Origin of the sequence: Pseudomonas sp. ML96, assembly GCF_000761545.1 — a bacterium.
Classification (GTDB): Bacteria; Pseudomonadota; Gammaproteobacteria; order Pseudomonadales; family Pseudomonadaceae; genus Aquipseudomonas.
The window spans coordinates 28,816-49,266 of sequence record NZ_JPMY01000001.1 but is presented as its reverse complement, the minus strand read 5'-3'; the positions used below and the strand labels follow the sequence as shown (position 1 = coordinate 49,266).

At 62.7% G+C, this 20,451-nt stretch carries 14 protein-coding genes and 3 tRNA genes; 7 read left to right on the top strand and 10 right to left on the bottom strand.

Annotation, left to right across the window (positions count from 1 at the left end):
• Positions 1-107 precede the first annotated feature (107 nt).
• From IP89_RS00220 to fabI, 6 genes are read left to right on the top strand one after another with little or no spacing between them, the layout of a single operon-like run.
• Complete coding sequence (locus IP89_RS00220) at positions 108-1,937, top strand: extracellular solute-binding protein (protein WP_043306886.1); 1,830 nt, start codon at positions 108-110, stop codon at positions 1,935-1,937.
• Positions 1,934-3,769 carry an extracellular solute-binding protein gene (locus IP89_RS00215; RefSeq protein WP_043306872.1) on the top strand — a complete coding sequence of 612 codons (1,836 nt, stop codon included), beginning with the start codon at positions 1,934-1,936 and terminating at the stop codon, positions 3,767-3,769. Before IP89_RS00220 ends, IP89_RS00215 begins: the two co-directional genes overlap by 4 nt.
• Positions 3,769-4,854 (top strand): microcin C ABC transporter permease YejB, encoded by a 1,086-nt coding sequence (locus IP89_RS00210; RefSeq protein WP_043306871.1) that lies wholly within the window; start codon positions 3,769-3,771, stop codon positions 4,852-4,854. Before IP89_RS00215 ends, IP89_RS00210 begins: the two co-directional genes overlap by 1 nt.
• Positions 4,855-4,856: 2 nt before the next feature.
• A complete protein-coding gene (locus IP89_RS00205) occupies positions 4,857-5,876 on the top strand; it encodes an ABC transporter permease (RefSeq protein WP_043306870.1) in 1,020 nt (339 codons plus the stop codon).
• Position 5,877: 1 nt separating this feature from the next.
• Complete coding sequence (locus IP89_RS00200) at positions 5,878-7,491, top strand: ABC transporter ATP-binding protein (RefSeq protein WP_043306869.1); 1,614 nt, start codon at positions 5,878-5,880, stop codon at positions 7,489-7,491.
• Positions 7,492-7,511: 20 nt separating this feature from the next.
• Entirely contained in the window at positions 7,512-8,306 is a 795-nt protein-coding gene (gene fabI, locus IP89_RS00195) for an enoyl-ACP reductase FabI (RefSeq protein WP_043306868.1), read from the top strand.
• A 126-nt stretch (positions 8,307-8,432) separates the two neighbouring features.
• On the opposite strand, the gene IP89_RS00190 is transcribed toward fabI, so the two are convergent.
• From IP89_RS00190 to IP89_RS00150, 9 genes are all read right to left on the bottom strand, one after another.
• Positions 8,433-10,289, bottom strand: coding sequence for a SurA N-terminal domain-containing protein (locus IP89_RS00190; RefSeq protein ID WP_043306867.1), 1,857 nt, complete (start codon positions 10,287-10,289; stop codon positions 8,433-8,435).
• A 169-nt stretch (positions 10,290-10,458) separates the two neighbouring features.
• Positions 10,459-10,731, bottom strand: a complete 273-nt coding sequence (gene hupB / locus IP89_RS00185; RefSeq protein WP_003087931.1) for a nucleoid-associated protein HU-beta — start codon at positions 10,729-10,731, stop codon at positions 10,459-10,461.
• A 136-nt stretch (positions 10,732-10,867) separates the two neighbouring features.
• Complete coding sequence (gene lon, locus IP89_RS00180) at positions 10,868-13,264, bottom strand: endopeptidase La (RefSeq protein WP_043306866.1); 2,397 nt, start codon at positions 13,262-13,264, stop codon at positions 10,868-10,870.
• 143 nt (positions 13,265-13,407) lie between these two features.
• Complete coding sequence (gene clpX / locus IP89_RS00175; RefSeq protein WP_043306865.1) at positions 13,408-14,688, bottom strand: ATP-dependent Clp protease ATP-binding subunit ClpX; 1,281 nt, start codon at positions 14,686-14,688, stop codon at positions 13,408-13,410.
• 108 nt (positions 14,689-14,796) lie between these two features.
• Entirely contained in the window at positions 14,797-15,438 is a 642-nt protein-coding gene (gene clpP / locus IP89_RS00170; RefSeq protein WP_043306864.1) for an ATP-dependent Clp endopeptidase proteolytic subunit ClpP, read from the bottom strand.
• Positions 15,439-15,530: 92 nt separating this feature from the next.
• Positions 15,531-16,841 carry a trigger factor gene (gene tig / locus IP89_RS00165; protein ID WP_043306863.1) on the bottom strand — a complete coding sequence of 437 codons (1,311 nt, stop codon included), beginning with the start codon at positions 16,839-16,841 and terminating at the stop codon, positions 15,531-15,533.
• 145 nt (positions 16,842-16,986) lie between these two features.
• Positions 16,987-17,071 (bottom strand) — tRNA-Leu (locus tag IP89_RS00160).
• A 55-nt stretch (positions 17,072-17,126) separates the two neighbouring features.
• Positions 17,127-17,202, bottom strand: a tRNA-His gene (locus tag IP89_RS00155).
• A gap of 31 nt (positions 17,203-17,233) precedes the next feature.
• A tRNA-Arg gene (locus tag IP89_RS00150) sits at positions 17,234-17,310 on the bottom strand.
• A gap of 260 nt (positions 17,311-17,570) precedes the next feature.
• On the opposite strand from IP89_RS00150, the gene folD reads away from it, so the two are divergent.
• Positions 17,571-18,425, top strand: coding sequence for a bifunctional methylenetetrahydrofolate dehydrogenase/methenyltetrahydrofolate cyclohydrolase FolD (gene folD / locus IP89_RS00145; protein ID WP_043306862.1), 855 nt, complete (start codon positions 17,571-17,573; stop codon positions 18,423-18,425).
• 55 nt (positions 18,426-18,480) lie between these two features.
• On the opposite strand, the gene IP89_RS00140 is transcribed toward folD, so the two are convergent.
• Complete coding sequence (locus tag IP89_RS00140) at positions 18,481-20,373, bottom strand: bifunctional diguanylate cyclase/phosphodiesterase (protein WP_043306861.1); 1,893 nt, start codon at positions 20,371-20,373, stop codon at positions 18,481-18,483.
• Between the last annotated feature and the right edge of the window lie 78 nt (positions 20,374-20,451).

Sequence of the window (20,451 nt, the reverse complement as noted above, 5' to 3'; positions counted from 1 at the left end):
CGAATGGGTGGCCAAAAGCCACTAACGGCGACGAAACAGGCGCCCGCGCACTCATTCCTGCCTTCACAAATGCCCTCAGAAGCCCCATGGACCGGACCCCGCACCCGATGCGCTCCCTGATCTCACTGATCCTCGGCCTGGCCATGAGTTTCCCCGCCTTCGCGACCCTCAGCGAAAGCCATGGTTATGCCCAGTTCGGCGCGCTCAAGTATCCAGCCAGCTTCACCCACTTCGACTGGGTCAACCCCGACGCGCCCAAGGGCGGCACCCTGCGGGTGATGGCCTACGGCACCTTCGACACGCTCAACCCCTACAGTTTCAAGGGCAGCAGCCCCGCCGCCGCGCCCAATTTCCTGCAATACGGGGTCAGCGAGTTCAACGAGCCACTGATGGTCGGCACCGGCGCCTACGACCCCTCTGGCGACGAGCCCGCCTCCAGCTACGGCCTGATCGCCAAGAGCGTTGAGTACAGCGAGGACCGCAGCTGGGTGGTGTTCAACCTGCGCGAAGAAGCCCGCTTCCACGATGGCAAGCCGATCACCGCCTATGACGTGGCCTTCTCCTACCGCACCCTGATCAAGGATGGCCATCCGCAGTACCGCACCAACCTGCAGGAGGTCAAAAGGGTCGACATCCTCAATCGCCACCGCATCCGTTTCGTGTTCAAGCGTGCCGGCAACCCCCTGCTGATCCTGCGCCTCGGCGAGCTGCCGGTGCTGGCCCAGCACTACTGGAAGAATCGCGACTTCCGCGCCACCAGCTTCGACGTGCCGCTGGGCAGCGGCCCCTACCGCATCACCCAGGTCGAGCCGGGCCGGCGCCTGGTGTTCGAGCGGGTCAAGGACTGGTGGGGCGAGAAGCTGGCGGTCAACCGCGGCAAGTACAACTTCGACCGCGTCGAGGTGGAGTTCTACCGCGACAGCAGTGTCGCCTTCGAGGCGTTCAAGGCTGGCGAATTCGACTTCTACATCGAGCATCAGGCGAAGAACTGGGCCAACGCCTATCGCTTCCCGGCCATCGCCCGTGGCGATGTGATTCGCGCAGAGATCCCGCACCAGATTCCGACCCAGACCCAGGCGCTGTTCATGAACACCCGCCGCGACACCTTCGCCCAGCGCAAGGTACGCGAGGCCCTGGGCCTGATGTTCGACTTCGAGTGGACCAACCGCGCCCTGTTCAACAGCGCCTACAAGCGCAGCAACAGCTACTACCCCAACAGCGAGTTCAGCGCCGCCGGCATCCCGGAAGGCAATGAATGGCTGCTGCTGTCGCCCTATCGCAAGCAACTGCCGGCCAAGCTGTTCACCGAGCCCTTCACCCTGCCCGCCACCGACGGTCGCGGCATCCCGCGCGAGACATTGCGCAAGGCGCTCGGCCTGCTCGCCGAGGCCGGCTGGAAACCTTCCGGGCAGAGCCTGGTCAACGCCAAGGGCGAAGCACTGCGTTTCGAGATTCTGCTGGTCAATCCCAACCTGGAACGCATTCTCCAGCCCTACACCGAGAATCTCGCCAGCATCGGTATCCGCGCCAACCTGCGCACGGTGGACCGCGCCCAGTACAAGCAACGCCTCGACCAGTTCGACTACGACATGATCCTCATGACCCTGCCGCAGAGCCTCAGCCCCGGACTGGAACAGTGGTTGTATTTCCACTCCAGCCAGGCCGGCGTGAAGGGCAGCAAGAACTACTCAGGCGTGCGCCACCCGGTGGTCGACGAATTGCTCGACAAGCTGCTGGCCGCACAGACCCGCGAGGAGCAGGTCTCGGCCGGCAAGGCCCTGGACCGGGTGCTGCTCTGGCAGCACTACAGCATCCCCAACTGGTACATCAATCACCATCGTCTGGCGTACCGCAATCGGTTCGCCTTCGTCACCACCCCGCCCTATACCCTGGGGCTGCGGGCCTGGTGGCTGAAGCCCACGGAGACCGTTCGATGAGCCCTTCCCTGCGTACCCTCGGCGCCGCCCTGTTGATGCTGAGCGGCCTGGCCCAGGCCGAACCCAAGCATGCCGTCACCCTGTACGGCGAGGCGCCCAAGTACCCGGCCAACTTCCAGCACTTCGACTACGTCAATCCGGATGCACCCAAGGGCGGCCTGCTGCGCCAGCGCGACATCGGCGGCTTCGACAGCCTTAACCCCTTCATCCCCAAGGGCAACCCGGTGGGTGTCGGCCTGATCTACGACAGCCTGACCTACCACGCGCCCGACGAGCCGTTCACCGAATACGGCCTGCTCGCCGAGAAGATCGACAAGGCACCCGACAACAGTTACGTACGTTTCATCCTCAACCCCAAGGCGCGCTTCCACGACGGCACCCCGGTCACCGCGGACGACGTGATCTTCACCTTCAACATCCTGCTGGAAAAAGGCGATCCCATGTACCAGCACTACTACGCCGACGTGGCGCAGGTAGTGGCCGAGGACAAGCTGCGGGTGCGCTTCGACTTCAAGCACAAGGACAACCGTGAGCTGCCGCTGATCCTCGGGCAGATCCAGGTGCTGCCCAAGCACTGGTGGGCTACTCGCGACTTCGGCAGGGGCGGCCTGGAGCCTCCGCTGGGCAGCGGCCCCTACAAGATCGGCAAGGTATCGCCGGGCAGCAGCGTAGAGTTCGAGCGGGTCAAGGACTGGTGGGGCAAGGACCTGCCGGTCGCCCGCGGCATGTACAACTTCGACCGCATCCGCGTCGACTACTACCGCGATACCCAGGTCGCCCTGGAGGCCTTCAAGGCCGGCCAGTTCGACGTCAATCTCGAGTACTCGGCCAAGGACTGGAATACCGGCTACGACAGCCCGGCTCTGCGAGCCGGCAAGTTCGCCATGCAGGCCATTCCCAACCACAATCCGGCCGGCATGCAGGGCTATGTGTTCAACCTGCGCCGCCCGATGTTCCAGGATCGCCGCGTACGCGAGGCCATCTCCGAACTGTTCGACTTCGAGTGGGCCAGCAAGCAGCTGTTCTATGGCGCCTACAAGCGCACCCACAGCTACTTCGAAAACTCCGAGATGGCTGCCACCGGCCTGCCCTCCGAGGCCGAGTTGAAGCTGCTCGAGCCGCTGCGCGACAAGCTACCGCCGGAAGTCTTCACCCAGGAGTTCAAGCCGCCAGTCAGCGACGGCAGCGGCATCATCCGCGAACAGAGCCGCAAGGCCTTCCAGCTGCTGACCGAGGCCGGCTACCGCATCCAGGACGACAAGATGATCGGCCCGGACGGCAAGCAGCTAGCCTTCGAGTTCCTCAACTTCCAGCCCAACCTGGAGCGGGTGATCCTGCCGTTCAAACGCAACCTGGCCGAGCTGGGCATCGACCTGCAGATCCGCCGCGTCGACACCTCGCAGTACATCAACCGCCTGCGTTCGCGCGACTTCGACATGACCTCGGCGATCTGGCCGCAGTCCACCTCGCCGGGTAACGAGCAGCGCGAATTCTGGCACTCCGCCAGCGCCGACAACCCGGGCAGCCGCAACCTGATGGGCCTGCGCGATCCGGCCATCGACCAACTGGTGGACGGGCTGATCCGCTCCGACTCGCGCAAATCGCTGATCACCCACGCCCGCGCCCTGGACCGCGCCCTGCTCTGGGGCCACTACGTGGTGCCGAACTATTACGTGGACACCTGGCGTGTGGCCTACTGGAAGCGCTTCGGCCGCCCCGAAGTCACGCCGCTGTATGACTACGGCCTGATGACCTGGTGGGAGGAAACCCCGCTGAATCCGCCGAAGGCCAAGCCCGCCACCGCAACCGAACCCAAGCAGGAAGCCCAGTAATGCTGGCCTATATCGTCCGCCGCCTGCTGCTGATCATCCCTACCCTGCTGGGCATCCTGCTGATCAACTTCATCATCGTCCAGGCCGCACCGGGCGGCCCGGTGGAGCAGATGATCGCCAAGCTGGAAGGCTTCGATGCCGCTGCCGGCGGCGCCACCGGGCGGATCTCCGGCGGTGGTGGTGAGGTGGCTACAGCCGGCTCCAACTACCGCGGATCACAGGGTCTGGACCCCAAACTGGTCGAAGAAATCGAGAAGATGTACGGCTTCGACAAGTCCGCCCCGGAGCGTTTCTGGCTGATGCTCAGCAGCTACGCGCAACTGGACTTCGGTGAGAGCTTCTTCCGTGACGCCAGCGTGGTCGACCTGATTCTGGAGAAGATGCCGGTCTCCATATCGCTCGGGTTATGGAGCACCCTGATCACCTACCTGATCTCGATCCCCTTGGGCATCGCCAAGGCCACACGCCACGGCAGCGCCTTCGACGTCTGGACTAGCTCGGCGATCATCGTCGGCTACGCCATCCCTGCATTCCTCTTCGCCATTCTGCTGATCGTGCTGTTCGCCGGCGGCAGCTACTGGGACTGGTTCCCCTTGCGCGGGCTGACCTCAGGCAACTTCGACGAGCTCAGCCTGGGCGGCAAGATTCTCGACTACTTCTGGCACCTGGCCCTGCCGGTGACGGCGCTGGTGATCGGCAACTTCGCCACCCTCACCCTGCTAACCAAGAACAGCTTCCTCGACGAGATCGGCAAGCAATACGTGGTCACCGCCCGCGCCAAGGGCCTGACCGACAACCGCGTGCTCTACGGCCATGTGTTCCGCAACGCCATGCTCATCGTGGTCGCCGGCTTCCCATCTGCCGTGCTGGGCATCTTCTTCGCCGGCTCGATGCTGATCGAGGTGATCTTCTCCCTCGACGGCCTCGGCCTGCTGGGCTTCGAGTCGATCGTCAACCGCGACTACCCGGTGGTGTTCGGCACCCTGTTCATCTTTTCTCTGTTCGGCCTGCTGGCCAAGCTGGTGAGCGACCTGATGTACACCCTGATCGATCCGCGCATCGACTTCGACAGCCGGGAGAACTGAGAATGACGCTCTCCCCGCTCAACCAGCGCCGCTTCGCCCTGTTCAAGGCCCACCGCCGTGGCTGGTGGTCGCTGTGGCTGTTCCTCATCCTGTTCGTCCTCAGCCTGGGTGCCGAACTGATCGCCAACGACAAGCCGCTGGCCGTGCACTACGACGGCGAATGGTACTTCCCGGTGCTCAAGCGCTACCCGGAGACCACCTTCGGTGGCGAATTCCCGCTGCAGGCCAACTACAAGAGCCCTTACATCCAGGAGCTGATCGCAGAGAAGGATGGCTGGATGGTCTGGCCGCCCATTCCCTTCGACTACGCCAGCATCAACTACGAACTGCAGGTACCCGCCCCCGCTCCGCCCTCGGCGCAGAACTGGCTGGGCACCGACGACCAGGGCCGCGATGTGCTGGCGCGGGTGATCTACGGCTTCCGCGTATCGGTGTTGTTCGCTCTGGCGCTGACCATCGCCAGCTCGATCATCGGCGTGTTCGCAGGCGCCCTGCAGGGCTACTATGGCGGCTGGGTCGACCTGGCTGGCCAGCGCTTCCTCGAGGTCTGGTCGGGACTGCCGGTGCTCTATCTGCTGATCATCCTGGCCAGCTTCGTGCAGCCCAACTTCTGGTGGCTGCTGGGCATCATGCTGCTGTTCTCCTGGATGAGCCTGGTCGACGTGGTGCGCGCCGAGTTCCTCCGCGGCCGCAACCTGGAGTACGTGCGTGCGGCCCGCGCGCTGGGCATGGGCAACGGCGGCATCATGTTCCACCACATCCTGCCCAACGCCATGGTCTCGACCATGACCTTCATGCCCTTCATCCTCACCGGGGCAATCGGCACCCTGACCTCGCTGGACTTCCTCGGCTTCGGCCTGCCCGCCGGCGAGCCCTCGCTGGGTGAGCTGGTGGCCCAGGGCAAGGCCAACCTGCAGGCGCCCTGGCTGGGTATCAGCGCCTTCGCCGTGCTGGCTCTGATGCTCAGCCTGCTGGTGTTCATCGGCGAAGCCGCCCGTGATGCCTTCGACCCGAGGAAATGAGATGACCGAGCAGAACAACCTCATCGAAGTGCGCGACCTGGCCGTCGAGTTCGTCGTCGGCAACAAGGCCCAGCGCGTGATCGAAGGCGTCAGCTTCGATATCCGCAAGGGCGAGACCCTGGCCCTGGTCGGCGAGAGCGGCTCGGGTAAGTCGGTCACCGCCCACTCCATCCTGCGCCTGCTGCCCTACCCGCTGGCCCGCCACCCGGCCGGCAGCATCCAGTACGGCGGCCAGGACCTGCTCAAGCTAGCCCCGGACAAGCTGCGCGGCATTCGTGGCAACCGCATCGCCATGGTGTTCCAGGAGCCGATGACCTCGCTCAACCCGCTGCACAGCATCGGCAAGCAGATCGGCGAGGTACTGGCCTGGCACAAGGGCCTGACCGGCAACGCCGCCCAGGCACGGATCATCGAACTGCTGGAGCTGGTCGGCATTCCCGAGCCGGCCAAGCGCCTCAAGGCCTATCCGCACGAGCTGTCCGGCGGCCAGCGTCAGCGCGTGATGATCGCCATGGCCCTGGCCAACGAGCCGGAACTGCTGATCGCCGACGAGCCGACCACCGCGCTGGACGTCACCGTGCAGTTGAAAATCCTCGATCTGCTCAAGGAATTACAGGCCCGCCTGGGCATGGCCCTGCTGCTGATCACCCACGATCTCAACCTGGTGCGACGAATCGCCCATCGCGTATGTGTCATGCAGCGCGGTTGCATCGTCGAACAGGCGTCGTGTGATGAATTGTTCCGCGCTCCGCAGCATCCGTATACCCGGGAACTGCTTGGCGCCGAGCCCAGCGGCATGCCTGCGGACAACCCCGCCGGCGCGCCGCTACTGGAAGTGGACGACCTGCGCGTGTGGTTCCCGATCAAGAAGGGAGTGTTGCGGCGCACGGTCGATCACGTGAAGGCGGTGGACGGAATCGGTTTCAGCCTGCCCCAGGGCCAGACCCTGGGCATCGTGGGTGAAAGCGGCTCCGGCAAGTCCACCCTCGGCATGGCGATTCTGCGGCTGCTGAGCAGCCAGGGCGCCATCCGCTTCCAGGGCCAGGCGCTGGATGGGCTGTCGCAACAGGCCGTAAGGCCGCTGCGGCGGCAGATGCAGGTGGTCTTCCAAGACCCCTTCGGCAGTCTCAGCCCACGCATGTGCGTGAGCCAGATCGTCGGCGAGGGCCTGCGTATCCACGGGATCGGCAGCGAAGAGGAGCAGGAGCAAGCCGTCATCGACGCACTCAAGGAGGTAGGCCTGGATCCGGAAACCCGGCACCGCTATCCCCATGAGTTTTCCGGCGGGCAACGGCAGCGGATTGCCATTGCCCGGGCACTGGTGCTGAAACCGGCGCTGATACTGCTGGACGAGCCCACTTCGGCGCTCGACCGCACGGTACAGCGCCAGGTGGTGGAACTCCTGCGCTCGTTGCAGGCCAAGTACAACCTGACGTACCTGTTCATCAGCCATGACCTGGCGGTGGTCAGGGCCCTGAGCCACCAGCTGATGGTGGTAAAACAGGGCAAGGTGGTTGAACAGGGGCCGGCCGAGCAGGTATTCGCCACGCCTCAGCACCCTTATACCCAGCAGTTGCTGGAAGCCGCATTCATGGCTCCGGCGACCGCCGATTAACTGAAAGAGGAATGACGCACATGGGTTTTCTCGCCGGTAAGCGCGTACTGATCGTTGGCGTGGCCAGCAAACTGTCGATCGCCTCGGGCATCGCCGCCGCCATGCACCGCGAGGGCGCCGAGCTCGCCTTCACCTACCAGAACGACAAGCTCAAGGGCCGCGTCGAAGAATTCGCCGCTGGCTGGGGCTCCAACCCCGAGCTGTGCTTCCCTTGCGACGTGGCCAATGACGAGGAGATCGCCAAGGTCTTCGAGGAGCTGAGCAAGAAGTGGGACGGCCTGGACTGCATCGTTCACTCCGTCGGCTTCGCCCCTGGCGACCAGCTGGATGGCGACTTCACCGCCGTCACCACCCGCGAAGGCTTCAAGATCGCCCACGACATCAGCGCTTACAGCCTGGTGGCCCTGGCCAAGGCCGGTCGCGAGCTGATGCAGAACCGCAACGGCAGCATCCTCACCCTCTCCTACCTGGGTGCCGAGCGCACCATGCCCAACTACAACGTGATGGGTATGGCCAAGGCCAGCCTGGAGGCCGGCGTACGCTACCTGGCCGGCAGCCTCGGCCCGGAAGGCACCCGCGTCAACGCCATCTCCGCTGGCCCGATCCGCACCCTGGCCGCTTCCGGCATCAAGAGCTTCCGCAAGATGCTCGCCGCCAACGAGAAGCAGACCCCGCTGCGCCGCAACGTGACCATCGAAGAAGTCGGCAATGCCGGCGCCTTCCTCTGCTCCGACCTGGCTTCGGGCATCAGCGGCGAGATCCTCTACGTCGACGGCGGCTTCAACACCACCGCCATGGGCGCCATCGAGGACTGATCCTCGCCGCCCAGCAAAAAAGCCCGGCTAGATGCCGGGCTTTTTTATGCACTCAACTTTATCTGGCCCAAATAAAAAGGCCGCTGATCACTCAGCGGCCTTTAGCATTCAGAGCCGACGCGGCGCTTAGAAGCGCTCGATATCGGCCTCTTCCTGCAGATGCTTGCGATAGGCAGCGAAGTCCTGCTGACCGGCGCGCGAGGCCAGGAAGCGGCGATAGCTGGTCTTCTCTTCTTCGCTCAACTCGGCCTTGGCCTGGCCGACGCCATCCAGACGCAGCACCACGTAGTCTCCGTTGTTCAGCGTGACGCCGGCGAAGGTCGGCTTACCATCTTCACCCGGCTTGCTCATACGGAACAGCGCCTGCAGCACCACCGGCTCGATACCGTCCTGACTGCGACCAGCGGCCTGTACCACTTTCCAGTCCTTGGTCTCGCCCTCACCCTTGCGCAGGGAGGCGATCAGCGCCTCGCCGTCAGCCTTGGCGACTTCGCCGGCCTTCTTCTGCGCCAGGGTATTGCGGATGCTGGCGGTCACTTCTTCCAGAGGCAGCAGTGCCGGCTTCTTGTGCTCTTTAACGCGCAGCACCAGGGTGGTGTCCGGGTCCAGTTCGATGGCACCGCTGTTGGCGCCATCTTCCAGGACTTCGGAGCTGAAGGCGGCCTGCACCACCTGACGATTGGCGGCAACGCCCTCACCGCCTTCACGACCGAAGGCACCACTGGTCTGCACCTTCAGGCCCAACTCCTGAGCCGGCTGGGACAGGTCGGAAGCCTCGAAGCTGGCTTCTTCCAGCTGCTTGGCAGCCTCGACGAAGCGCTGTTCTACCTGTTGCGCCTTGACGTCGCGCTCCAGCTTGTCTTTCAGGCTGGCAAAGCTCGGCACTTCTGCCGCCTGCACATCCAGCAGCTTGATCAGGTGCCAGCCGAAGGCGGTGCGCACCGGTGCGGAAACCTCGTCCTTCTTCAGCGCATACAGCGCGGCTTCGAACTCGGGGTCGTATACGCCCGGGCCGGCGAAGCCCAGATCACCACCACTGCTGGCGGAACCCGGGTCCTGAGAAACTTCCTTGGCCAGCTTGGCGAAGTCCTCACCCTGCTTCAGGCGGGCAGCCACTTCCTCGAGCTTGGCCTTGGCCTGCGCGTCGCTGAGCTTGTCGTTCACCTCCAGCAGGATGTGCGCGCCACGGCGCTGCTCGGACAGATTGGCGACTTCCTTCTGGTACAGCGCCTGCAGCTCGTCATCGCTGGCCTTGGCCTGGGCGAAGAAACTGTCCTTGGTCAGTTCGACATACTCGATCACGACCTGCTCAGGGCTCATGAACTGGTCCTGGTGACCATCGTAGTAAGCCTTGATCTCGTCATCCTTCAGCTCGACCGCCTTGGCGTCCGCCGCCACGGTGTGGCTGGCGAAGTCGCGGGTCTGCCGATCCAGCTGAACGAAGGTCTGCAGCTCGGCGTCGGTGACGAAGTTGCTACCGGCCAGGGTGGCCTGCAGCTGGCTGACCAGCACGTCCTGGCGCAGACGCTCGCGGAACTGCATGCGGGTCATGCCCTGCTGCTGCAGGATCTGGTCGAAGCGTGCGGAGTTGAACTTGCCATCGATCTGGAAGGCCGGAGTCTGCAGGATCAGTTGATCCAGCGAGGCATCGGAGAAGTCCATGCCCGACTCTTTGGCGCCTTGCAGCAGCAGGGTGCGCTCGACCAGGCTGTCGAGAGCGGCATTGCGCAGCAGCTTGTCGTCCAGCAGGGAGGCATCGAAGTCCTTGCCGAACTGCTGGATCAGCTGACGGCGCTGCATATCAACCGCAGCGTTGAGGCTGTCCAGGCTGATGTCTTCGCCATTGACCTCGGCGGCGTTACGGCTATTGCTGGTGGACTGGATAATGGCATCGAAACCGGTAAGGGCCATCAGCACGACGATCACGCCAATGATTGCCTTGGCGATCCAGCCTTGGGAGTTGTCCCTGATGTTCTGCAGCATGCTTCCCCCGAAACGCCAGCACTGAAGCAGCCATGCAGCGTGGGTATGAAATCCGGATAAAAGAAAGGCGCATCCGAGGATGCGCCTTCTCATAACTGTTGGAGCGCTTTCGCTGCTCCGTGCCGGATCGGGTCACCCCAGCCCGGCGAGGGCCAAGCCCGAGAGACGCTTAGTTGACGGCGTCTTTCAGAGCCTTGCCAGCTTTGAAGCCTGGGATCTTGGCAGCAGCGATCTTGATCGGCTTGCCAGTCTGCGGGTTGCGGCCGGTACGAGCAGCACGCTCTTTAACAGCGAAAGTACCGAAGCCAACCAGCACCACGGAATCACCAGCCTTCAGAGCGCCAGTGACGGATTCAATCACTGCGTCCAGCGCGCGGCCAGCAACAGCTTTCGGGATATCAGCGGATGCGGCGATGGCATCAATCAGTTCCGACTTGTTCACTCTTAAGTCCCCTTATTTCTGTTGAGTTGTTTCTTAGTTGTTTGGTGTAAGCAAAGCGGGTGCTGAAAGGGCCTGCCGACACATAGGAGCCGCTTTATAACAAGGGCTCGAAAATAGTGTCAAGGAAGCCCTCCGGCTAATGCGTGCTGATTCGCTCCTTGGAATCAGACTCGCGCGAGTCATCCTTTGCAACCATCTCGGGAGCCGCATCGGGCAAGGGCTCCGGGGCGTATTGCAGCGCAATTTGCAGGACCTCGTCAATCCATTTAACCGGCTTAATGGTCAGGTCCTGCTTAATATTTTCCGGAATTTCCTTGAGATCACGGACATTCTCTTCCGGGATGATCACGGTCTTGATTCCACCGCGGTGAGCGGCCAGGAGTTTTTCTTTCAGGCCACCGATGGCCAGCACCTGACCACGCAGGGTGATCTCGCCGGTCATGGCTACATCGGCACGCACCGGGATCTGCGTCAGCGCCGAGACCAGAGCGGTGCACAAGCCGATACCGGCGCTCGGACCGTCCTTCGGCGTAGCACCTTCGGGCATATGGATGTGCACGTCGCGCTTCTCGTGGAAGTCCTGCGGGATACCCAGGCTCTTCGAGCGGCTACGCACCACGGTCAGCGCGGCGGTCATGGACTCGGCCATCACATCACCGAGCGAACCGGTCTTGATCAGCTGCCCCTTGCCCGGCACCACGGCGGTCTCGATGGTCAGCAACTCGCCACCGACCTGCGTCCACGCCAGGCCGGTAACCTGACCGATCTGATCCTGCTGCTCGGCCAGACCATGACGATAGCGGCGCACGCCCAGGTAGTGCTCAAGCGAATCCGAAGTGACCTGCACCTTGATGCGCTTCTCCTTGGCATGCTCCTTCACCGCCTTGCGGCAGACCTTGGAAATCTGCCGCTCCAGGCTACGCACGCCGGCCTCACGGGTGTAGTAACGAATTATGTCGCGGATCGCCGCTTCTTCGAATTCCAGCTCGCCCTTCTTCAGACCGTTGGCCTGCACCTGCTTGGGCGTGAGGTACTTGATGGCGATGTTGACCTTCTCGTCCTCGGTGTAGCCCGGTAGACGGATGACTTCCATACGGTCCAGCAGCGGGCCGGGAATATTCATCGAGTTGGCGGTGCAGATGAACATCACGTCCGAGAGGTCGTAATCGACCTCCAGGTAGTGGTCGTTGAAGTTGTGGTTCTGTTCCGGGTCCAGCACCTCGAGTAGCGCCGAGGCAGGGTCGCCACGCATGTCGCTGCCCATCTTGTCGATCTCGTCGAGCAGGAACAGCGGGTTGCGCACGCCGACTTTGGTCAGCTTCTGGATCAGGCGACCCGGCATGGAACCGATATAGGTACGACGGTGACCACGGATCTCAGCCTCGTCACGCACGCCGCCCAGGGCCATGCGCACGAATTTGCGGTTGGTGGCACGAGCGATGGACTCGGCCAGGGAGGTCTTGCCCACGCCGGGCGGACCGACCAGGCAAAGTACCGGTCCCTTGAGTTTCTTCACCCGCTTCTGCACGGCGAGGTACTCGAGAATGCGCTCCTTGACCTCTTCCAGGCCGAAGTGATCGGCCTCGAGGATGTCCTCGGCCTTGGCCAGATCCAGGCGCACCTTGCTCTCGGCCTTCCACGGCACATTGGTCAGCCAATCGATGTAGGAGCGCACCACGGTGGCCTCGGCAGACATCGGCGACATCTGCTTGAGCTTGTTCAGCTCGGCATTGGCCTTGGCGTGAGCCTCCTTGGTCAGGCCGGCGTTCTCGATGCGCTTCTTCAGCTCGTCGATCTCGTTGTGGCCTTCGTCGATGTCGCCCAGTTCCTTCTGAATAGCCTTCATCTGCTCATTCAGGTAGTACTCGCGCTGGCTTTTCTCCATCTGCTTCTTGACCCGGCCACGAATGCGCTTCTCGACCTGCAGCAGGTCGATTTCCGCATCCAGCAGCGCCAGTACGTGCTCGACACGTTCGGCCAGGCTGGTGATCTCGAGGATTTCCTGCTTCTGCTCGATCTTCAACACCATATGCGCGGCCATGGTGTCGACCAGGCGTGCCGGCTCATCAATGCTGTTTAGCGAGGACAACACCTCGGCCGGCACCTTCTTGCCCAGCTGCACATACTGCTCGAACTGACTGAGCAGGCTGCGAGTAAAGACCTCGGACTCGCGCTCGGCAACTTCACTCTCGTCGAGCAGCTGCACCTCGGCACGGCAATGGCCGTCAACCTCGATGAACTTCTGCACCGCGCCGCGCTGCTCGCCTTCCACCAGCACCTTCACGGTGCCATCGGGTAGCTTGAGTAGCTGCAGTACGGTGGCCACGGTGCCCATGCGGTACAACGCGTCTTCGCCCGGATCATCGTCTGCCGGGTTGCGCTGCGCCAGCAGGAGAATCTGCTTGTCGCCGCCCATTGCGGCCTCCAGGGCCTCGATGGACTTCTCGCGACCGACGAACAGCGGGATGACCATGTGTGGATAGACCACGACATCACGCAGCGGCAAGAGAGGCAATTCGATGGTTGTCTTCATGATTTCAGCTCTACGGCGGCCATTAGGCCGTAATCGGACGGGGGTACCCTTGACCCTAAGATGGGGCCACCCCTAGGAAAAAACAAGCGAGAAAGGCGGAAAAGCAAAGGGCCCCGCAGGGCCCTTTGTTTCAGCGTTAGACGTCAGGCGTCTGGTGCAGCCTTGGCTGGCGGCTCGCTGTTTTCGTAGATCAGCAGCGGCTTGGAAGAGCCCTCGATCACGCTTTCGTCGATCACCACCTTGCTGACATCGCTCTGCGAGGGGATCTCGTACATGGTGTCGAGCAGCACGCCTTCGAGGATAGAACGCAGGCCACGAGCACCGGTCTTGCGCTCCAGAGCGCGATGAGCCACGGCCTTCAGCGCGTCGGCACGGAACTCCAAGTCAACGCCTTCCATCTCGAACAGCTTGGCGTATTGCTTGGTCAGGGCGTTCTTCGGCTCGGTGAGGATCTGCATCAGTGCAGCCTCGTCCAACTCGTCGAGCGTGGCGATGACCGGCAGACGACCGACGAATTCCGGAATAAGACCGAACTTCACCAGATCATCCGGCTCGACCTCACGCAGCGCCTCGCCAACCTTCTTGCCCAGGTCCGGGCTGCGCACTTCGGCGTTGAAGCCGATACCGCCCTTGGTGGAACGGGCCTGAATGACCTTCTCCAGACCGGCGAATGCGCCACCGCAGATGAACAGGATGTTGCGGGTATCGACCTGCAGGAACTCCTGCTGCGGGTGCTTGCGGCCACCCTGCGGCGGAACCGAGGCGACAGTGCCCTCGATCAGCTTCAGCAGAGCTTGCTGCACGCCTTCGCCCGAGACGTCGCGGGTGATGGACGGGTTGTCCGACTTGCGCGAGATCTTGTCGATCTCGTCGATGTAGACGATGCCCATCTGGGCCTTCTCTACGTCGTAGTCGCACTTCTGCAGCAGCTTCTGAATGATGTTCTCGACGTCCTCACCCACGTAACCGGCTTCGGTCAGGGTGGTGGCATCGGCGATAGTGAACGGTACATTCAGCAGGCGAGCCAGGGTCTCGGCCAGCAGAGTCTTGCCCGAACCGGTAGGACCGATCAGCAGGATGTTGCTCTTACCCAGTTCGACATCATCTTTCTTGTCGCGCTGATTCAGACGCTTGTAGTGGTTGTATACGGCGACGGAGAGCACCTTCTTGGCACGCTCTTGACCGATCACATACTGATCCAGAATGCCGCTGATTTCTTTGGGCGCAGGCAACTTGTGCGCGCTGCTCTCGGCCTGGGCTTCCTGCACCTCCTCGCGGATGATGTCATTGCACAGGTCGACGCACTCGTCGCAGATAAAGACCGAGGGACCGGCGATCAGCTTGCGCACTTCGTGCTGGCTTTTGCCGCAGAAGGAGCAATAAAGAAGCTTGCCGTTATCCTCGCCGTTGCGGGTGTCAGTCATTAGATCGATCCAATACGGTAGGCATGAAACACAAGATGAAGGCAATTGCGGGCATTTTCAACCCTGCGGGACGGCCGGATTGCCCCGGCCGTTACGCAGCAGCGCGGATCAGACTGCCAGCTGACGCTTACTCAGAACCTGATCGATGAGGCCATATTTGACCGCCTCGTCGCCGCTCATGAAGTTGTCGCGATCGGTGTCCTTGGCGATCACGTCGATCGGCTGCTTGCAATGGTCAGCCAGGATCTTGTTCAGGCGCTCGCGGATCGTGAGGATTTCACGGGCATGGATCTCAATATCCGAAGCCTGGCCCTGGAAGCCACCCAGCGGTTGGTGAATCATCATGCGCGAATGCGGCAGGCAGTAACGCTTGCCAGCAGCGCCGCCAGCCAACAGCAGCGCACCCATGCTGCAGGCCTGGCCGATGCAGATGGTGGACACGTCAGGCTTGATGAACTGCATGGTGTCGTAGATCGACATGCCGGCAGTCACCGAACCGCCCGGCGAGTTGATGTACAGGTGGATGTCCTTGTCCGGGTTCTCGGCTTCGAGGAACAACAACTGAGCCACGACCAGGTTGGCCATGTAGTCCTCAACCTGGCCGACCAGGAAGATCACGCGCTCCTTCAACAGGCGCGAGTAGATGTCGTAGGCGCGCTCGCCACGGGCGGACTGCTCGATCACCATCGGCACGAGGCCACCGGCGGCTTGGATGTCAGGCATGGTGTTCATGAAAGAGTTGTGCGACATGTCTAGCGATCTCTCCCTAATAGTCATGTCTCTAAAGACGCATAAGCCAGCACGAAGGCTGGCTTATGGTTGTGCTCGAACGAGGCGAGGGATCAGGCTGCTTGCGGGGCTTCCGCCGGCTTGACCGCTTCTTCGTAGGAGACCGCTTTATCGGTCACTTTGGCCTTCTGCAGAACAGTATCTACAACTTGTTCTTCCAGTACAACCGAACGCACTTCGTTCAGTTGCTGGTCGTTCTTGTAGTACCAGGCCACAACCTGCTGCGGCTCTTGATAAGCAGAAGCCATTTCCTCGATCAGCTCGCGAACGCGGGCTTCGTCAGCCTTCAGCTCGCTCTGCTTGACCACTTCAGCAACGATCAGACCCAGCACTACGCGGCGCTTAGCTTGTTCTTCGAACAGCTCAGCCGGCAGCTGGTCAGGCTTGATGTTGCCGCCGAACTGCTGAACGGCCTGTACGCGCAGACGGTTCACTTCGTTACCGATCAGGGCCTTCGGCACTTCGACCGGGTTGGCGGCCAGCAGGCCTTCCATTACTTGGTTCTTGACCTTGGACTTGATGGCCTGACGCAGCTCGCGCTCCATGTTCTTGCGAACTTCGGTGCGGAAGCCTTCCAGACCGCCTTCCTTAATACCGAACAGGGCGAAGAAATCGTCGTTCAGCTCCGGCAGTTGCGGCGCGGAAACGCTGTTGACGGTCACGGTGAACTCGGCGGTCTTACCGGCCAGGTCCAGGTTCTGGTAATCAGCCGGGAAAGTCGGGTTGATCACTCGCTCTTCGCCAGCCTTGACGCCAACCAGAGCATCTTCGAAGCCCGGGATCATGCGGCCGGAGCCCAGTACCAGCGGGGTGCCTTTGGCGGTGCCGCCAGCGAAGGCTTCGCCGTCGATCTTGCCGACGAAGTCGATGTTCAGCTGGTCGCCGTTTTCGGCGGCACGCTCTACGGCCTCGAAGCGGGTGTTCTGCTTACGCAGGATGTCCAGCATGTTGTCGACGTCGGCGTCGTTCACGTCAGCCTGCAGGCGCTCGATGGCAATGCCATCGAAACCAGCCAGCTGGATTTCCGGGAACACTTCGAAAGTAGCGACGTACTCGAGGTCCTTGCCTTTCTCGAAGGCTTTAGGCTCGACGGACGGAGCGCCAGCCGGGTTCAGTTTCTGCTCGACGATGGCCTCGTAGAAGGTGGCCTGGATCAGGTCGCCCAGGGCTTCCTGACGGGCAGTGTCTTCGTAACGCTGACGAATGACGTTCATCGGCACCTTGCCGGGACGGAAGCCCGGTACCTTGGCGCGGCGGGCAGTCTGCTGCAGGCGCTTGGTCACTTCGGTCTCGATGCGCTCGGCCGGCACGCCGATGGTCATGCGGCGCTCGAGAGCGGAGGTGCTTTCAACAGAAACTTGCATGGATATTCCTCGTTGCACAGACATAAGCCGGGCGTTCCGGCCCCAGAATCAAAGGCGAGCATTCTAGTGGCTCGAATAGCAGAAGTCACCTGCACAAAACGAGCAAGAAACGGCGGGATATATAAGGAGGGATTACAAAGAAAGATGGTGCGGACGGAGAGACTCGAACTCTCACACCTTGCGGCGCCAGAACCTAAATCTGGTGTGTCTACCAATTTCACCACGTCCGCGTGGTAACGCTTGAAACGAAAACGCCAGGCTTTGGGCCTGGCGTTTTCTCGAATATGGGGTGGACGATGGGAATCGAACCCACGACACCAGGAGCCACAATCCTGTGCTCTACCAACTGAGCTACGCCCACCATATTGCATTGCTTGTGCCTGATCCGCCAATGGCGCACCCGGCAGGACTCGAACCTGCGACCATCCGCTTAGAAGGCGGATGCTCTATCCAGCTGAGCTACGGGCGCTTAATCATCTGCAGAACAGACTCTAAAGCTACAGCTCCAACCGCTACCGGTCGTTGCCATCTTACCCAGCGGCTGGCTGTGCTCGACAAGCGGGGCGAATCTTATAGAGGGGATTCGCAAGCGTCAACACGAAAATGAAAAAAATCCTGTTGGATAAAGGAGTTACAGGAAAGCGCTGCGCTTGCGCCTTTGCCCCACCGGCCACCCATGCGAGAATGCGCGATCTTTTTTCCACCCTTCCTCATGGTTAAGCACGCGTCATGACCGCAAAACTGATCGACGGTAAATCCATCGCCGCCAACCTCCGCCAGGATATCGCCAAACGTGTCGCCGAGCGCCGCCAGCAGGGCCTGCGTGCTCCCGGCCTGGCCGTGATCCTGGTCGGCAGCGACCCGGCGTCCCAGGTATACGTCTCGCACAAGCGCAAGGACTGCGAGGAAGTCGGCTTCGTTTCCGTCGCCCATGACCTGCCCGCTACTACTACCCAGGGCGAGCTGCTGGGACTGATCGACCAGCTCAACCGCGACAACGCCATCGACGGCATCCTGGTGCAACTGCCCCTGCCCGCCCACCTGGACGCCTCGCAGCTGCTCGAACGCATCAGCCCGGACAAGGACGTCGACGGTTTCCACCCGTTCAACGTCGGCCGCCTGTCCCAGCGCATGCCGCTGCTGCGCTCCTGCACACCGAAAGGCATCATGACCCTGCTGGAAAGCACTGGGGTCGACCTGCACGGTCAGCACGCCGTGATCGTCGGCGCCTCCAATATCGTCGGCCGGCCGATGGCACTGGAGCTGCTGCTAGCCGGCTGCACCGTGACCGTGACCCACCGCTTCACCAAGGACCTGGCAGGCCACGTGGCACAGGCCGACATCGTGGTCGCGGCCGCGGGCAAGACTGGCCTGGTCAAGGGTGAATGGATCAAGCCGGGCGCCATCGTCATCGACGTGGGCATCAACCGTCAGGCCGACGGCCGACTGGTTGGCGACGTCGAGTACGACGCAGCCGCCGAGCGCGCCGGCTGGATTACCCCGGTACCGGGCGGCGTCGGCCCGATGACCCGCGCCTGCCTGCTGGAGAACACCCTCTACGCGGCCGAGCACCTGCACGCCTGAGCCTGCGCGGAAGCATGAAAAACGGCGCCCATAGGCGCCGTTTTTGTTTGTCGGCCTAGGCCGGCGCGCGCTGGCGCAACACGAATGCCTCCAGATCGGCCGCCGGCATGGGCCTGGCAAACCAGTAGCCCTGGCCCTGATCGCAGCCCAGCTCGATCAGTCGGCGGCAGGTGGCGTCATCCTCGATACCCTCGGCCACCGTGTGCAGCCCCAGGGCGCGTGCCATCTGCACGATGGCGGCGACTATCGCCTGATTCTGCGGATTGCCGGCCAGATCACGCACGAATGACTGGTCGATCTTCAGCTTGTCCACCTGAAAGCGCTGCAGGTAGGAAAGGCTGGAGTAGCCGGTGCCGAAGTCGTCGATGGCCAGGCGTACACCCAGGGCCTTGAGGCTCTCCAGATGCCGGCAGTCCTCGAGCAGCGTCGACTCGGTCAGCTCCAGCTCCAGGCACGAAGGGGGCAAGGCATAGCGGCGCAGCGCCTCGCGCACCAGCGCTTCCGGCTCGCCACGGCGGAACTGCACGGCCGACAGGTTCACCGCCACCGCAAAGCGCGGCAGACCTGCCGCCTGCCACAGGCTGGCCTGCCGGCACGCCTCGTCCAGCACCCAGGCGCCGAGCTCGACAATCAGCCCCGACTGCTCGGCCAGTGGAATGAAGCGATCCGGCCCGAGCAGGCCCTGCTCAGGATGGCGCCAGCGCAGCAGCGCCTCCACCGCGAGCAGACGCGCGCTCTGCAGATCGATCACCGGCTGGTAGTGCAGCTCGAATTCCCGGCACAGCAAAGCCCGGCGCAGATCCTGCTCCAGCTCCAGGCTGGCCCGCGCATCGGCGTTCATCCGCGCATCGAAGAAACGACAAACGCTGCGCCCGGCCGCCTTGGCCTGATACATGGCCGTCTCGGCATGCTTGAGCAGGGTCGCGAAATCGTCGCCGTCCTGAGGAAACACCGAGACACCCACCGACAACGAGGACACGATGCGCATGCCACGCAGCTCGAAGGGCTCGACCATGCGCTGCTGCAGCCTGGCAACCAGGTGGGAAACCGTCGCCAGCTCGGCGACATCGGTCAGCACCAGAAGGAATTCGTCGCCGCCCTGGCGGCTCAGCGTATCGACGTCGCGCAACGCGCCCCGCAGGCGCAGCGCCACTTCCTGCAGCAACTCGTCGCCCGCCGCATGACCCAGGGACTCGTTGATGGTCTTGAAGTTGTCCAGGTCGAGAAACACCAGCGCCACCTGCCGGCCGTCGCTTCGCGCCCAGGCCATGGCCTGTTCGGCGCGGTCACGGGCCAGCAGGCGATTGGGCAGGTTGGTCAGAGGATCGTGCTGAGCCAGATGACTGAGACTGGCCTGCGACTCGCGTACGCGGAGGATCTCGTGCTGCAGGCGCAGCAGAGTCCTGCGCAGATCACTGGCCAGCAACCACACCGCGGCGGCGCTGGTCAGCAGAATGCAGCTGATGTTGACCATACGCCCGATGCCCAGCGGCAACGGCTCGAATTGCTGCAGTCCACTGAGAGAGGCGTAGGTGAGGAAGGCCACCACGCCGAGGATGCTCAGCAGCAGGCCGACGAACAGGGCCCGCGAGGCGACCATCCCGGCCACGATCAATATCGCCGGGAAACACAGCACCGCGCCGCTGTAGAGCCCCTGGCTGAACCACAGTGAAGTGCTCACCAGAGCCGTCAGCACGCAGAGCACCAGCGCCACCGACAGCCCCACCCTGCCCCGCAGGTTCAGCTGCCGTCCGGCCAGCACCAGCAGCAATGCAGCCAGCACCAGGCCCGCGTTCAGCCAGTCAGCCGCCAGCACCGTCTGCGCACCGATGACCAGCAGCATTACGGCCAGCACATTGGCGATCTGCATCAGGCGTTGCGACTGCAGGCGCCGCTCCAGCGGATCGCCGTGGGCATCGAGCATCGAAGGGGTTTGCGCACGCGTCATAACCAACTGCCATCCATGAGCGACTGCTGCGGTAGGGCATGCACCCTAGCCAATAACCGGGTGATCGTACAAGTGGAC